Here is a 14,613-nt window from a genome sequence, read left to right on the forward strand (position 1 = left end):
TAATCCTTATATATTAGTTTTAGATTAAGTTACACTTTCATATTACTTAACTTTATCTTAATATTTGCTTAAGATAAGAATATTTCTACTATTCTTATGATTTTGAGAAGTTTCTGATCTCATTTTTTTTACCTTTGAGGGTAAAAAATTCACATTTTAACATAAATTATACAATTAAATGCACATTTTAATAGTTGAAGATGAATTGGGTATTGTTCAGTTTTTGCAACAAGGTTTGCAGGAAGAAGGATATCAGGTTACCACAGCAAATGATGGTTCAAAAGGTTTTGAATTGATTCAGGGGCAGAACTTTGATTTAATTTTACTGGATTGGATGCTTCCTAAAATAAATGGTTTAGATTTATGTAAAGCCATAAGAATAAAAGATCAAACTACGCCAATTATTTTTTTAACCGCAAAAGATACGGTTCAGGAAACTATCGAAGGCTTAAAAGCGGGTGCTAATGATTATATCAAAAAGCCTTTTAGTTTTGAAGAATTGGTAGAGCGAATCAAAGTTCACTTTAGAAATCAAAAAGAACAGAAAATACTAACCTTAGGTACTATTAAAATTGATTTATCGAAGCATATTGTTTTGAAAAATGAAGAAGAAGTAGCACTGACCCAAAGAGAATTTGAATTGCTAACTTACTTAATTCAGAATAAAGGAAAAGTCTGTACGAGAAATCAAATTTTAAAGGATGTTTGGGAAATAAATTTTGAGTATGATACTGGCGTAATTGATGTTTTTATGAATGCCATCAGAAAAAAACTTAATCTGAAAATTGAAGAAGATTATATTAAAACAATTCGCGGTATTGGTTATATCGCTAACGATTTATAAATGTCGCAACTTTCTTTTAAAAACAGAATCGCTTTAAACTATATCATTACCACAGGTTTGTTGATTTTGGTAGTTTTCTCCGTTATTTATTTTATTGTCAAACATACTGTTTACAGCCATATTGATGAAAATATTAAAGTTGAAATTCAGAATCATCTCGAGGAAATTAAACAAAAAGAGGGTAAAATAATTCTTATTGATCAGGAAGAGTGGAACGAACGGGAACACAATACAGTAGATGTAAATCCTGTTTTTGTGGAGTTTTTAGACCTAAATAAAAAAATTATCGATAAAGCACCAAATCTTAAAACGCAAACTTTAGAGTTTAAAGATTCTGTAGAAGATTTTGAGCTGTTTGACGCAAAAATGGGAGATCACTCCATCAGGCAAGTTCAGGTTCCGCTTCATATAAAAAATAAAAAAATAGGATATATTATTGTCGCAATGTCGCTGGAAGATTCTAAGCTGGTACTTAATAATTTATTTGATGTTATGTGCTTGTCTTTTTTAGGCATTTTAGTGTTGCTGTTTTTCATTGCTCGTTTTTTTGCCGGCAGAAGTATAAAACCAATAAATGCAATTATAAATACCTCAAGAATTATTACAAGAGATAATCTAAAAGCCCGAATCCCACTGCCCAGGACACGAGATGAATTGTATACGCTTTCAAAGACAATAAACAATTTATTAAACCGACTTGAAGATGCTATTGAGCGTGAAAAACAGTTTACTTCTGATGCGTCTCATGAGTTAAGGACACCTTTGACTGTTATTAAAGGAACACTTGAAGTCTTGGTTCGTAAACCTAGAGACAGCAAGGAATATGAAGAAAAAATTAACTATTGTATAAAAGAAGTTGATCACTTGAATTTGCTGGTAGATCAATTGCTTTTGATGGCGCGTTTTGAAAATCAAAGGCAAAATATCAAAGCAGAATCAGTTCATTTAAACGCATTAATTTTAGATGTTTTAACATTAAACACAGAAAAAATAAACAAGCAAAGAATTAGTATTAAGTTCAATGCTTTTGAAGACTATTATATTAAATCTGATAATTTTTTAGTCATTACGATTTTAAGAAATATCATTTCGAATGCAATTAAGTATACCAATAAAGATGGAGAAGTTTCTATTTTACTTTCAAAACAAAATGAAAAGACAGTTTGTACTATTTCTGATAATGGAATTGGGATTGCAAAAGAAGATTTAGAAGCTATTTTTAACCCTTTCTTCAGATCAAATTCTACAGATCATCCAGAAATTAAAGGAACAGGATTAGGATTGTCAATCGTAAAACGAATTACAGAATTGCTTCACATTAAATTTAAAATTGATAGTGAAAAAGGAGTTGGAACGACTGTTGTTTTAAGTTTTAATGATACTTTGAAAACGTTATCGTAAATTCAAAAAATCCAATATAATAAAGACTCTTGCTTTTTTTTTAACAATAAAGTATCGTTAAGTTAAATTAAAAATTGCTTTTTTATGAAATTAACTAGTATATTTGCAACCGAATCAAAGAATTATAAAATAAACCAAGTCATGATTTCTACACAATTACATCATCATCATTTTCATTATTGCTCTCAGGCGATGTGTTAATGGTATGCATGTAAATCATCATATTTTAAAACCCGTTTGAGTACATCAAACGGGTTTTTTTATACCAATTCTTTGTACTCAAACTATTAATCCAACAAAAACTAAAAAAATGAGTACATTAAAAATTGCAATTCAAAAATCTGGTCGTTTAAACGAAGACAGCATTCAAATTCTTAAAGATTGCGGTATTTCGATCAATAATGGCAACGATCAGTTAAAAGCCGAAGCTTCAAATTTTCCCTTAGAAGTTTTGTATCTAAGAAATTCAGATATTCCTCAATATTTAATCGACGGAGTTGTAGATCTTGCTATTGTAGGTGATAATCTTTTAGTAGAAAAAGGCAAGCATATTGAAGTAATCCAAAAATTAGGATTTTCAAAATGCAAAGTTTCTGTTGCAGTTCCAAAAACCTTCGATTACAATTCAATTCAGGATTTAGCAGGTTTGCGTATTGCAACTTCGTACCCAAATACAGTAAACGAATATTTTAGTTCTTTTGGATTAACAGTCGATATTCACCAAATTTCAGGTTCTGTTGAGATTGCTCCAAATATTGGTCTTGCTGATGCAATTGTAGATATTGTTTCAAGCGGAAGTACCTTATTCAAAAATAACCTGAGAGAAGTAGAAGTTATTTTAAAAAGTGAAGCAGTTCTGGCAGTTTCTCCAAAAGTTTCACCCGAAATTCAGAAACACATCGATACTTTAAAATTCAGAATACAATCGGTTTTAAGAGCAAGAAATTCAAAATATATCTTAATGAACGTTCCAAACGACAAAATCGATGAAATTGGTAAAATATTACCGGTTTTAAGAAGTTTGACCGTTTTACCTTTGGCACAAGAAGGCTGGAGCAGTGTTCACTCCGTAATTGACAAAGACACTTTTTGGGACGTCATTGATAAATTAAAAGAGGCTGGAGCCGAAGGAATTTTAGTTTGTCCAATTGAGAAAATGGTACTTTAAAGGAAATTTCAAATATTTAAAATTCCAAATTCCAATTTTAAAAAAGAATTCACAAAAGAAAAATTCCAAATTCCAAACGTCGACAACAGCTTTGCGAACTTTGTGTTTTTCAAGACAAAGAATAATAAAAATTTTTGCGCTCTTTGCGGTAAAAACCCACAAAGTTTGTGGTTATAAAAATAGTAACATGAATAAAATAGACAGTCCAAAACCAGATACCTGGTCAGAAATATTAAAAAGACCAACAAAAACTATCGATGATATCGAAGTTACAGTAAAAGAAATCTTCAAAGAAGTACAGAAAAAAGGCGATGAAGCCGTTGCAAAATACACTTCAATTTTTGACGGAATAACTCTAGAGAATTACGAAGTTTCTCCTAAAGAAATTGAAGAAGCTGTTAGTTTGATTTCAAATGAATTGAAAGAAGCGATTCAATTGGCAAAAGCAAACATTTTGAAGTTTCACACCGCTCAAAAAACAGAAAGAATTTCGATTGAAACTACAGAAGGCGTAAACTGTTGGCAAGAAAAAAGACCAATTCAGAAAATTGGATTATACATTCCGGGTGGAACTGCGCCTTTGTTTTCCACCGTTTTAATGTTGGCGGTTCCTGCTGAAATTGCTGGTTGCAAAGAAATTGTTTTGTGTTCACCACCTGATAAATCAGGAAAAATAAATCCAGCGATTTTGTACGCTGCTAATTTATGTGGTGTAACCAAAATATTAAAAGTAGGCGGAATTCAGGCAATTGCCGGAATGACATTTGGCACGCAATCAATCCCAAAAGTGTATAAGATTTTCGGACCAGGAAATCAATTTGTAACCGTTGCAAAGCAATTGGCGACGCAATTTGGAGTAGCGATTGATATGCCTGCAGGACCTTCGGAATTGCTTGTTGTGGCAGATGATACAGCGGTTCCCGCATTTGTGGCTTCAGATTTATTGTCGCAGGCAGAACATGGAACAGATAGTCAGGTGATTTTAGTTTCGACTTCAAGAAAATTAATTGATGCTGTTGAGAATGAAATTCAGACTCAGATAGAGGTTCTTCCTCGTAAAGTGATCGCCAAAAAAGCAATTGAAAATTCAAAGCTAATTTATGTTGAAAACGATCAGATTGCGCTAGATTTAATCAATGAATATGGACCGGAACACTTTATTATTTGTTCAGAATTTGATGATTTCTATTGCAACGGAATTGTAAATGCAGGTTCTGTTTTTATTGGGAATTATACTCCTGAAAGTGCTGGAGATTATGCCTCAGGAACTAATCATACGTTGCCAACAAACGGATACGCCAAAAATTACAGCGGTGTGAATCTGGATAGTTTTATGAAATCTATGACATTTCAGAAGATAACAGAAAAAGGAATTCAAAACATAGGAAAAGCAATTGAAGTTATGGCCGAAGCCGAAGGTTTACAAGCGCATAAAAATGCTGTTACTTTGAGATTGGTGAGTTTAGAAGCAAGATTATAGAACAAAGATTATAGAAGTAAGATTATAGAAGAAATATAGATAAGTCTTTCATCTTGCTTCTACAATCTTTCCTCTTTAAAAAATTAAGACAATGGAATTCGATATAAATAACATAACACGTGAAAACGTGAAAACTTTAAAACCTTATTCGTCGGCACGTGATGAGTTTGAGGATTTTGATACTGCCGAAATGATTTTTTTGGATGCTAATGAAAACCCTTTTCAAAATGGCGCGAATCGTTACCCTGATCCGCAACAAAATTCGGTTAAAGCGATTTTGGCTAAGAATAATAAGATAAAACCAAGTCAGATATTGCTTGGAAACGGGAGTGATGAAGTTTTGGATTTGCTTTTCAGAGCTTTCTGCGAGCCAAAAATCGACAATATTATTTCGTTACCGCCAACGTACGGAATGTATAGCGTTTTGGCAAATATTAATGCGGTAGAAAACAGAGAAGTTCTACTTTCAACAGATTTTCAGCCACAAGTAGAGAAGATTTTAGATCGCGTTGATGAAAACACAAAAATCATCTTTTTATGTTCGCCAAATAACCCAACCGGAAATTCTTTTTCGGATGAAAGTGTGGTGAAATTGCTTCAAAACTTTAAAGGTTTAGTTGTGATTGATGAAGCTTATATTGACTTTTCGGAGAAAGAAAGCTGGTTGACAGAAATCGATGAATATCCAAATTTGGTGATTACACAAACGCTTTCAAAAGCATATGGTTTAGCTGGAATTCGCTTAGGAATTTGTTATGCATCTGAAGCTGTGATTTCGGTTTTAAACAAAATAAAACCACCTTATAATGTAAACGAATTAACGCAGCAAAGAGCAATTGTTCGCTTGAATGATTCGGATAAAATAAAACAAGAAATAGCTTCTATTATTGAGCAAAGAGAAGAGTTGCTTAAAGTTTTATTTGAAGTAAGTTTTGTGGAAAAAGTGTATCCAACTGAAGCAAATTTTGTCTTAGTGAAAGTAGATAATGCTAATAAAAGATATGATGAATTAATTGCAAAAGGAATCGTAATCAGAAACAGAACAACTCAACCTTTATGTGAAAATTGTTTGCGTTTTACGATTGGAATTCCGGAAGAAAATGCAGTTTTGATTAGAGAATTGAAGTTATTGAAATAAAAAAAATATAGCCACAGATGACACAGGTTAAAATGATTTTTCACGCAGATTTGGCAGATTAAAGCAGATTTATTTTGATCTTTAATTATAAAAAATCTGCGTGAATCTGCTTAAATCTTTTTAAATCTGCGTGAAATAAAATTATTGACAATAGAAAAATCATTTTAATCTGTGTATCCCGATAGCTATCGGGAGTGGCAGAAAAAAATATAATTTATGAAGAAAGTACTTTTTATCGATCGTGACGGAACGATTGTTTTAGAACCTGAAAATTATCAGTTAGATGCTTTGGATAAAGTAGAATTTTATCCAAAAGCTTTTCAATATTTGGCTAAAATTGCCAATGAATTAGATTACGAATTGGCGATGGTAACTAATCAGGACGGATTAGGAACGGATAGTTTTCCGGAAGATACGTTTTGGCCAACGCAGAATTTTATCTTAAAAGCCTTTGAAAACGAAGGGGTTTTGTTTGATGATATTTTCATAGACAGATCTTTTCCTGAAGATAATGCACCAACGCGCAAGCCGAGAACTGGAATGTTAACAAAATATATTGATAATCCGGCGTATGATTTGGCTAATTCTTTTGTTTTAGGAGATCGCTTAACAGATGTTGAATTGGCTAAAAATCTGGGCGCAAAAGCTATTTTTATCAATGATAATGACGGAATTGGAAGCAATGAAATCTCATCAAAAAGAGAAGAATTAGACGAAACGATTATTCTTCAAACGATGAGTTGGAAAACAATTTATGAGTTTTTAAAGCTGGAAGCACGTTCGGCTTCGATTACGCGTAAAACTAATGAAACCGACATTTTTATCAATTTGAATCTGGACGGAACAGGAAAAAGTAAAATCGAAACCGGAATTGCTTTTTTTGATCACATGTTAGATCAAATTTCGCGTCACGGTCAAATGGATTTGGAAATTTTGGTAAAAGGTGATCTTGAAGTCGATGAACACCATACGATTGAAGATACTGCAATTGCTCTAGGAGAAGTTTTTGCAAAAGCATTAGGAAATAAACTAGGCATCGAACGTTATGGTTTCTGTTTGCCAATGGACGATTGTTTAGCACAGGTTGCAATTGATTTTGGCGGAAGAAACTGGTTGGTTTGGGAAACGGAATTTAAACGCGAAATGGTAGGTAAAATGCCAACAGAAATGTTCTTTCACTTCTTTAAATCCTTCTCAGACGGTGCCAAAGCGAACATTAATATAAAAGCCGAAGGAACCAACGAACACCACAAAATTGAAGCTATTTTTAAAGCTTTCGCAAAAGCAATAAAAGTAGCAGTGAAAAGAGATACAGAGAAAATGATTTTGCCTTCGACGAAAGGAATGTTGTAAAAAAGTTTAAATTGTTTCAAGTTTCAGGTTTCAAGTTCTGTTGAGTAACCTGAAACTTGAAACCTGAAACAAAACAAAAAAATGGAAGCTAAAAAGTTTGCTGAGGAATGGATTGAATCATGGAATTCGCATGATTTAGACGATATCATGAAGCATTACTCGGAAGATATTGAAATTACAACGCCAATGATAAAATTGGCTGCAGGAATTGAAAGTGGTTTACTTCAAGGAAAAGAACAAGTTAGAGCGTATTGGGAAAAGGCTTTGTCGAAAATTCCCGATTTGCATTTTGAATTGGTTGAAGTTACATCAGGAGTTGATTCGGTAGCACTTTATTACAAATCGATTATGAATAAAATGGCAATCGAAGTTATGTTTTTTGATCAAAACGGATTAGTAAATAAGATGATCGCTCATTATACAGATCTGTAAAATAAAAATTGTTTCAAGTTTAAAGTTCCAAGTTTCCCTTGGTGTACTTAACCGTAAGGCGCGCAATCCCGATAGCTATCGGGATACGCTATGAACGCCAAGCTATTCCTTAGTGCACTTTGCGAAAAAACTTTGCGAACTTTGCGGTAAAATTATACTCAAAGGAGAGCAACCTGAAACGTGAAACCTGAAACAAAACAAACAAAATAAGAAAATGAAAATAGTAATTATAAATTACGGAGCAGGAAATATTCAGAGCATTATGTTTGCGATTGAAAGGCTTGGTTTTAAAGCTGTTTTGAGTAATAATCCGGAAGAAATTCTAGCGGCTGATAAAGTGATTTTTCCAGGCGTAGGCGAGGCGAGTTCGGCTATGGCTAAACTTCGTGAAAGTGGTTTAGATAGTTTGATTCCGAATTTGAAACAACCTGTTTTGGGCATTTGCCTGGGAATGCAATTAATGTGTAAATCGAGTGAAGAAGGAAATACTAGAGGTTTAGGGATTTTTGATGTTGATGTAATTAAATTTACATCAAAAGTAAAGGTACCACAAATGGGATGGAATCAGATTTATGGTTTAAAATCGGATTTGTTTAAAGGAATTTCAGAGAATGAATTTATGTATTTGGTGCATAGTTTTTACGCCCCAAATTGCGATGAAGCCATTGCTATCACGGATTACGAGTTAGAATACGCATCGGCTTTAAAGAAAGATAATTTTTATGGAACACAGTTTCACCCAGAAAAGAGTGGTGCTGTTGGAGAGAAAATACTTGGCAACTTCTTGAAAATTCCAATTTTTTAAATTCCAAATTCCAATAGCAATATCAAAAATCAATTATAATATCAATTTAGAAAATGTGAAATCAAAAATCGTTAATCGACAATCAAAAATGAAGACTTTACGACTTTAGACTTTCAAACTTTAAGACTTAAATAAATGAGAATAATACCAGCCATAGATATCATTGACGGAAAATGTGTTCGTTTATCCAAAGGTGATTATGATACTAAGATAATTTACAACGAAAATCCGCTTGAAGTAGCGAAATCATTTGAAGCACACGGAATCGAATATTTGCATTTGGTAGATCTTGACGGCGCAAAATCGAGCAAGATTGTCAATTATAAAATATTGGAAAAAATTGCCACACAAACGAGTTTGCAAATTGATTTTGGCGGTGGATTAAAGTCTGATGATGATTTGAAAATTGCTTTTGAAAGCGGTGCAAGTCAGATTACTGGCGGAAGTATTGCTGTAAAAAACAGAGCGATTTTTGAAAAATGGATTTCAGAATATGGTTCAGAAAAAATTATTTTAGGTGCAGATGCCAAAGATGAAAAAATTGCCGTTTCAGGCTGGCTAGAAGATTCAAACGAAGATTTGATTCCGTTTATCCAAGAGTATCAAACCAAAGGAATTCAGTATGTTATTTGCACAGATATTGCAAAAGATGGAATGTTACAAGGTCCAAGTTTTGATTTGTACAAGAAAATTTTAGCCGAAGCAAATGGCGTAAAACTAATCGCGTCCGGTGGAATTTCAACGTTTGACGAATTGCCAAAATTGGCCGAATTAGGCTGTGAGGGAACAATTATCGGAAAAGCAATTTACGAAGGAAGAATAACTTTGAAACAATTAGAGGATTACATAATTAAAAAATGAGATAATTAGTCAATTAGATAATTCTCTGCGTTGTGCTTAAAATTATCTAATTATCAAATTTTCTAATTGGCACATTAAAAAAACAACAGATTATGATAACTTGTCACTTAAAATACATTATAGACCCTTATCAATTAGAGGTTTTTGAGGATTACGGTAAGAGATGGATTAAAATTGTAAACCGTTTGGGAGGTCACCATCATGGTTATTTTATGCCTTCGGAAGGAGCAAATAATATTGCTTATGCATTGTTTTCTTTTCCAAGTTTAACAGATTATGAAAATTATCGCAAACAAATGTTTTCAAAAGATGACAAAGAGTGCGTAGAAGCTTTTAAACTTGCAGAAGACACAAGATGCATTATAAGTTACGAAAGAACTTTTTTAAGTCCTGTATTTGAATAAAATAATTAGAAAATTAGTCAATAAGATAATTAGATAATTTTTTGGATTGCGCACAAAATTATCTAATTATCAAATTTTCTAATTGACACATTAAAAATTGACACATTAAAATATGTTAGCAAAAAGAATCATTCCTTGTTTGGATATAAAAAACGGAAGAACTGTCAAAGGTGTTAACTTTGTTGACTTGCGTGATGCGGGAGATCCGGTGGAGTTGGCTGAAATTTATTCAGACGAAGGTGCAGATGAATTGGTTTTTCTGGATATTTCGGCTACGGAAGAACGTCGTAAAACGCTGGTTAATATGGTGCGAAGTGTGGCGGAGAAAATTAATATTCCCTTTACAGTTGGTGGCGGAATCTCATCTGTAGAAGATGTTGAGATCCTTTTGAATAATGGTGCTGATAAAGTTTCAATCAATTCATCGGCAGTAAAAAATCCGCAGTTGATTAACGATCTGGCTCAGAAATTTGGAAGTCAATGCGTTGTTGTAGCAATCGATGCCAAACAAATTAATGGACAATGGATTGTACATTTAGTAGGCGGAAAAGTTCCAACGGAACTAAATTTGTTCGATTGGGCGGTTGAAGTGGCGGAACGTGGTGCAGGAGAAATTTTATTTACTTCGATGGATAATGACGGAACCAAAAATGGTTTTGCAAATGAAGCTTTGGCAAAACTTTCAGAGTTGATCAATATTCCGATTATTGCTTCGGGCGGTGCGGGAAATATTCAGCATTTTGTTGATTCATTTAAAGTTGGAAAAGCTGATGCGGCGTTGGCTGCGAGCGTTTTTCACTTTAAGGAAATTGAGATTAAAACATTGAAAGAAGAACTTAGGAATAATGGGGTTGAAGTTAGACTTTAGAAGCTAGACTTTATAAATTAGAAGAAAGAAGCAAGAATTAAGTTTGTAATCTAAAACAAAATAATAAAGAGTGTAGATATCTAAAATCGGAACTCTAAAATCTAAAATAAAAATGGACATAGATATAAAAAGCGCACACGGATTGATTCCGGCAATAATTCAGGATTCGGAAACAAAAAATGTTTTGATGTTGGGGTATATGAACGAAGAATCTTTACAGAAAACAATCGAAACAAAAAAGGTTACTTTTTTCAGTCGTTCAAAACAAAGACTTTGGACAAAAGGCGAGGAGAGTGGTAATTTTTTGAATCTTGTAAGTATTAAAAATGACTGTGATGGCGACACACTTTTAATTCAGGCAAAACCTGTTGGACCAACGTGTCATACGGGTGCTGATACTTGTTGGCAAGAAGAAAATAAGGAAAATTATGGCTTTATTTCTCAATTAGAAAATACAATTAAAACACGTAGAGAAAATGCTGATTCTGAGAAAAGTTATGTTGCTTCGTTATTCGAAAAAGGCATTAATAAAATTGCCCAAAAAGTAGGCGAAGAAGCTGTAGAAGTGGTAATTGAAGCCAAAGACAACAACGATGATTTATTCTTAAGCGAAAGTGCTGATTTATTATTTCATTATTTGATTTTACTTCAGGCTAAAGGTTTTCAGTTGAATGATGTTGTTGATGTTTTGAAGAAGCGTCAGAAGTAAGAGATTTTGTTTCAGGTTTCAAGTTTCAGGTTATGCGCGATAACTTGAAACTTGAAACTTGAAACAAATCAAACCAAATAACTACTCCACAAACTCAAAAACAGCAAATTCCTTCGGCTGATGAAAGCCGAAATTTAAACTCTTATAATATTGTAATGCAAGATATTCGGTTGTGTTACCGTAATCAATTCTAAAAGTATTTCCTCGCCATTTTGTACCGACTTTTGGTTTGGTGAAATTGCCATTTTGAATGGTTTCTAAACTCGAAAACGGAATCTTAATTTCGGTATTAAAACCTTTCTGAGTTATTTTGCTTTGCGCTTCCATTCCTTTAATATCAAATGCCATCAAAGTATTCCAGCCGCCACATAACGGAGAAATACATTTGAGTAACATATCATAACTGGACGAAAACGCATTTACTCCAATTTCGATATAATTTTGACCGTCACCATCAGGATCAATAAAAATTTCGATCAAATCATCTGAACTAAAAATGTGAGAATCCTTTTTTTGTGACGAACCTACTATTTTAGAATCCACAGATTTGTAGGCGATATATAGATTTTCATCATTCCACGAAAGTGAAATCATTGTGTTTTGTGTAGCTTTTTGCCCTGAGTTATGAATTACAAACGGACCTAAAAAAGGCGTTTTCCAGTCTGATAAATCGCCATCAATAGTTAATTTTTCAGTTGTTTTGTGAATTGGAATATTTTGTGAGTAGTTTGTTATCGAGCACATCAGGCATAAAATAGCAGCAATTTTACTAATTTTCATAAGTAGTATAAATTATTTTGATTTACTAAAGTAAAAAAGAATAAATGACTTTTAACATTAAATTTCGGGAATTGAAATTGTAAAATCATCTAAAACTTAATAGGATTGTTTACATTTGTTGAAGATTAAGTCCCGAAGCTTCGGGATAATTACCTTATTTATTATAAATTTATAAATAATGAAAAAATACTTCGGTGGCGTTTTTATCGCCTTTTTAGTTGGTTTTACGACCAATGCGCAAGGACTTCTTAATAAGTCTGAAACAGTTTTTACACATCAGGATACTTTACGTGGAAGTATTACTAAAGAGAGAGCTTGGTGGGATTTAAAATATTATCATTTAGATGTAAAAGTAAATCCAAAAGAGAAAACTATTACAGGTTCAAATACGGTTCGTTATACGGTTTTGGCTGAGAATAACAAAATGCAGATTGATTTGCAGGAACCAATGCAGATTTACAAAGTAACACAGGACAGAAAAGAATTGAAGTTTGAAAGAGACGGAAATGCTTTTTTTATTCAATTAACGGCTGCACAGAAAGTTGGAGATACAAAAGAGATTGTGATTTCTTTTGGAGGAAAACCAAAAGAAGCAGTTCGTCCGCCGTGGGATGGTGGAATTACCTGGAAAAAAGATAAAAACGGAAAAGACTTTATAGCTTCATCTTGTCAGGGTTTAGGTGCCAGCGTTTGGTGGCCAAACAAAGATCATATGTATGATGAAGTCGAAAATATGTTGATCAGCGTGAATGTTCCCGGCGATCTGACAGATGTTTCTAATGGTAGATTAAAAAGCGTTAAAAAGGAAAAAGACGGTACTAAAACCTTCAATTGGTATGTTTCGAATCCAATTAACAATTATGGAGTAAATATTAATATTGGTGATTACGTTAATTTCTCAGAGAAATATAAGGGAGAAAAAGGTGATTTAGATTGTAGTTACTATGTTTTAAGAGACAATCTGGCTATTGCTAAAGAACACTTTAAAGATGCGCCAAGAATGCTGAAAGCGTTTGAAAACTGGTTCGGGCCTTATCCATTCTATGAAGATAGTTATAAACTGGTTGAAGCGCCATATTTAGGTATGGAACATCAAAGTAGTGTAACTTATGGTAATGATTATAAAATGGGTTACCGAGGAAAAGATTTAAGCGGAACAGGTTGGGGATTAAAATTCGATTTTATCATTATTCATGAGTCCGGACATGAGTGGTTTGCAAACAATATCACATATAAAGATATTGCAGATATGTGGGTTCACGAGAGTTTTACCAATTATTCTGAGAGTCTTTTTATTGAGTATTACTACGGAAAAGATGCTGCGGCTGAATATGTAATTGGCTGTAGAAAAAACATTGATAACGACAAACCAATTATTGGGCATTATGATGTAAACAACGAGGGATCTGGTGATATGTATCCAAAAGGTGCAAATATGCTGCACATGATTCGTCAGGTTATTAATGATGATGCAAAATGGAAATCGATTTTGAGAGGTTTAAACAGTACTTTTTATCATCAAACGGTTACTGGGAAACAGATTCAGGATTATATCAATACGCAATCTGGCATTAATTTCAACAGGGTTTTTACACAATATCTGACTACAACTCAAATTCCGGTTTTTGAATATATGTTCAAAAATGGTTCTTTTGGATATCATTGGACAAATTGTATTGCCAAGTTCGATATGCCGGTTAGAGTAAAAATTAATGGTGTTGAAACGTGGTTGAAACCAACAACAGAATGGCAATCTGAAAAAACAACTAACGAAGATAGGAAGTTAGAAATTGATAAAGATTTTTATGTAACTACTTCTAATATTGTGGAGTAAAGTTTAAAATAAAATTCCAATTTCAAAATCCCAAAGTCCAATTCTTAACTGGAGTTTGGGATTTTTTTTATTTCGATAGCGTTACGCAAAGATCTTTGTCAAAGTTTTAAACTTTGGCAAAGGTTGGGATGCAAACCATTTGGAATTTGGAATTTCTTCATAATGTTAATTGTGTGATTTGTACGAATATTACCGTTTTATTTTTCTACTTTAGATTTTATTAATCTGAAAATGAATTTATAAAGCGTAATCCGAAAAGCTAATAGAGTAGGAAATAAATCAAATCAAACTATTTATGAAAAATTTAAAAAACCTAAAAAATGTTGAAATCTTAAGTAAGAATGCTCAAAAAAATATTTTTGGAGGGCTGCTTCCATACGTAAACCCAACAATTGGTTTGTGTGATAGATTATGTGGTGAAGCTGGAGGAGTTCTTTCAAATACTCCGGGTAGAGGAGATGTTTGTCTTCAGGGAACTTCTACTTGTTGTTATTGCAGATAAAGTCTTAAAAGTTAAACCCGACAGGTTTTAAAAA

At 33.0% G+C, this 14,613-nt stretch carries 15 protein-coding genes; 14 read left to right on the plus strand and 1 reads right to left on the minus strand.

The annotated features are described in order from the left end of the window. Nucleotides 1-178: 178 nt before the first annotated feature. The 12 genes from CHB81_RS08445 (at nucleotide 179) to hisIE (ending at nucleotide 11,463) form a co-directional block, all read left to right on the plus strand. Nucleotides 179-844 (plus strand): response regulator transcription factor, encoded by a 666-nt coding sequence (locus CHB81_RS08445; RefSeq protein WP_089351442.1) that lies wholly within the window; start codon nucleotides 179-181, stop codon nucleotides 842-844. After that, the gene (locus CHB81_RS08450) at nucleotides 845-2,245 is read left to right on the plus strand and encodes a HAMP domain-containing sensor histidine kinase (RefSeq protein WP_089351443.1); all 1,401 of its coding nucleotides are present in this window, start codon (nucleotides 845-847) and stop codon (nucleotides 2,243-2,245) included. 310 nt (nucleotides 2,246-2,555) lie between these two features. After that, a complete protein-coding gene (hisG, locus tag CHB81_RS08455; protein ID WP_089351444.1) occupies nucleotides 2,556-3,413 on the plus strand; it encodes an ATP phosphoribosyltransferase in 858 nt (285 codons plus the stop codon). Between the two features lie 187 nt (nucleotides 3,414-3,600). Then, nucleotides 3,601-4,893 (plus strand): histidinol dehydrogenase, encoded by a 1,293-nt coding sequence (hisD, locus tag CHB81_RS08460; RefSeq protein WP_089351481.1) that lies wholly within the window; start codon nucleotides 3,601-3,603, stop codon nucleotides 4,891-4,893. A 91-nt stretch (nucleotides 4,894-4,984) separates the two neighbouring features. Then, a complete protein-coding gene (gene hisC, locus CHB81_RS08465; RefSeq protein WP_176427505.1) occupies nucleotides 4,985-6,031 on the plus strand; it encodes a histidinol-phosphate transaminase in 1,047 nt (348 codons plus the stop codon). A 216-nt stretch (nucleotides 6,032-6,247) separates the two neighbouring features. Further along, complete coding sequence (gene hisB, locus CHB81_RS08470; RefSeq protein ID WP_089351446.1) at nucleotides 6,248-7,384, plus strand: bifunctional histidinol-phosphatase/imidazoleglycerol-phosphate dehydratase HisB; 1,137 nt, start codon at nucleotides 6,248-6,250, stop codon at nucleotides 7,382-7,384. An 81-nt stretch (nucleotides 7,385-7,465) separates the two neighbouring features. Continuing rightward, nucleotides 7,466-7,816, plus strand: a complete 351-nt coding sequence (locus CHB81_RS08475) for a nuclear transport factor 2 family protein (protein WP_089351447.1) — start codon at nucleotides 7,466-7,468, stop codon at nucleotides 7,814-7,816. 214 nt (nucleotides 7,817-8,030) lie between these two features. Beyond that, nucleotides 8,031-8,621 (plus strand): imidazole glycerol phosphate synthase subunit HisH, encoded by a 591-nt coding sequence (gene hisH, locus CHB81_RS08480; RefSeq protein ID WP_089351448.1) that lies wholly within the window; start codon nucleotides 8,031-8,033, stop codon nucleotides 8,619-8,621. 135 nt (nucleotides 8,622-8,756) lie between these two features. Further along, nucleotides 8,757-9,482, plus strand: a complete 726-nt coding sequence (gene hisA, locus CHB81_RS08485; RefSeq protein WP_089351449.1) for a 1-(5-phosphoribosyl)-5-[(5-phosphoribosylamino)methylideneamino]imidazole-4-carboxamide isomerase — start codon at nucleotides 8,757-8,759, stop codon at nucleotides 9,480-9,482. Between the two features lie 92 nt (nucleotides 9,483-9,574). Further along, the gene (locus CHB81_RS08490) at nucleotides 9,575-9,886 is read left to right on the plus strand and encodes an NIPSNAP family protein (RefSeq protein WP_089351450.1); all 312 of its coding nucleotides are present in this window, start codon (nucleotides 9,575-9,577) and stop codon (nucleotides 9,884-9,886) included. Between the two features lie 112 nt (nucleotides 9,887-9,998). Further along, nucleotides 9,999-10,754, plus strand: coding sequence for an imidazole glycerol phosphate synthase subunit HisF (gene hisF / locus CHB81_RS08495; RefSeq protein WP_089351451.1), 756 nt, complete (start codon nucleotides 9,999-10,001; stop codon nucleotides 10,752-10,754). Between the two features lie 106 nt (nucleotides 10,755-10,860). Continuing rightward, entirely contained in the window at nucleotides 10,861-11,463 is a 603-nt protein-coding gene (hisIE, locus tag CHB81_RS08500; RefSeq protein ID WP_089351452.1) for a bifunctional phosphoribosyl-AMP cyclohydrolase/phosphoribosyl-ATP diphosphatase HisIE, read from the plus strand. Nucleotides 11,464-11,544: 81 nt separating this feature from the next. On the opposite strand, the gene CHB81_RS08505 is transcribed toward hisIE, so the two are convergent. Beyond that, nucleotides 11,545-12,243: a carbohydrate-binding family 9-like protein gene (locus CHB81_RS08505; RefSeq protein ID WP_089351453.1), complete on the minus strand. Its 699-nt coding sequence runs from the start codon at nucleotides 12,241-12,243 to the stop codon at nucleotides 11,545-11,547. 178 nt (nucleotides 12,244-12,421) lie between these two features. Here CHB81_RS08505 and CHB81_RS08510 point away from each other — a divergent pair, with 178 nt between their 5' ends. Both CHB81_RS08510 and CHB81_RS08515 read left to right on the plus strand, forming a co-directional pair. Continuing rightward, nucleotides 12,422-14,077 carry a M1 family metallopeptidase gene (locus CHB81_RS08510; protein WP_089351454.1) on the plus strand — a complete coding sequence of 552 codons (1,656 nt, stop codon included), beginning with the start codon at nucleotides 12,422-12,424 and terminating at the stop codon, nucleotides 14,075-14,077. Nucleotides 14,078-14,372: 295 nt separating this feature from the next. Then, nucleotides 14,373-14,579, plus strand: a complete 207-nt coding sequence (locus CHB81_RS08515; RefSeq protein ID WP_089351455.1) for a hypothetical protein — start codon at nucleotides 14,373-14,375, stop codon at nucleotides 14,577-14,579. Nucleotides 14,580-14,613: the final 34 nt, after the last annotated feature.

Origin of the sequence: Flavobacterium sp. ov086 (assembly GCF_900187965.1) — a bacterium.
Taxonomy (GTDB): domain Bacteria; phylum Bacteroidota; class Bacteroidia; order Flavobacteriales; family Flavobacteriaceae; genus Flavobacterium.

Coding starts and splice junctions, on each gene's coding strand:
- CHB81_RS08445 (WP_089351442.1), top strand. CDS start 179: ATGCACATTTTAATAGTTGAAGATGAATTGGGTATTGTTCAGTTTTTG.
- CHB81_RS08450 (WP_089351443.1), top strand. CDS start 845: ATGTCGCAACTTTCTTTTAAAAACAGAATCGCTTTAAACTATATCATT.
- hisG (WP_089351444.1), top strand. CDS start 2,556: ATGAGTACATTAAAAATTGCAATTCAAAAATCTGGTCGTTTAAACGAA.
- hisD (WP_089351481.1), top strand. CDS start 3,601: ATGAATAAAATAGACAGTCCAAAACCAGATACCTGGTCAGAAATATTA.
- hisC (WP_176427505.1), top strand. CDS start 4,985: ATGGAATTCGATATAAATAACATAACACGTGAAAACGTGAAAACTTTA.
- hisB (WP_089351446.1), top strand. CDS start 6,248: ATGAAGAAAGTACTTTTTATCGATCGTGACGGAACGATTGTTTTAGAA.
- CHB81_RS08475 (WP_089351447.1), top strand. CDS start 7,466: ATGGAAGCTAAAAAGTTTGCTGAGGAATGGATTGAATCATGGAATTCG.
- hisH (WP_089351448.1), top strand. CDS start 8,031: ATGAAAATAGTAATTATAAATTACGGAGCAGGAAATATTCAGAGCATT.
- hisA (WP_089351449.1), top strand. CDS start 8,757: ATGAGAATAATACCAGCCATAGATATCATTGACGGAAAATGTGTTCGT.
- CHB81_RS08490 (WP_089351450.1), top strand. CDS start 9,575: ATGATAACTTGTCACTTAAAATACATTATAGACCCTTATCAATTAGAG.
- hisF (WP_089351451.1), top strand. CDS start 9,999: ATGTTAGCAAAAAGAATCATTCCTTGTTTGGATATAAAAAACGGAAGA.
- CHB81_RS08505 (WP_089351453.1), bottom strand. CDS start 12,243: ATGAAAATTAGTAAAATTGCTGCTATTTTATGCCTGATGTGCTCGATA.
- CHB81_RS08510 (WP_089351454.1), top strand. CDS start 12,422: ATGAAAAAATACTTCGGTGGCGTTTTTATCGCCTTTTTAGTTGGTTTT.
- CHB81_RS08515 (WP_089351455.1), top strand. CDS start 14,373: ATGAAAAATTTAAAAAACCTAAAAAATGTTGAAATCTTAAGTAAGAAT.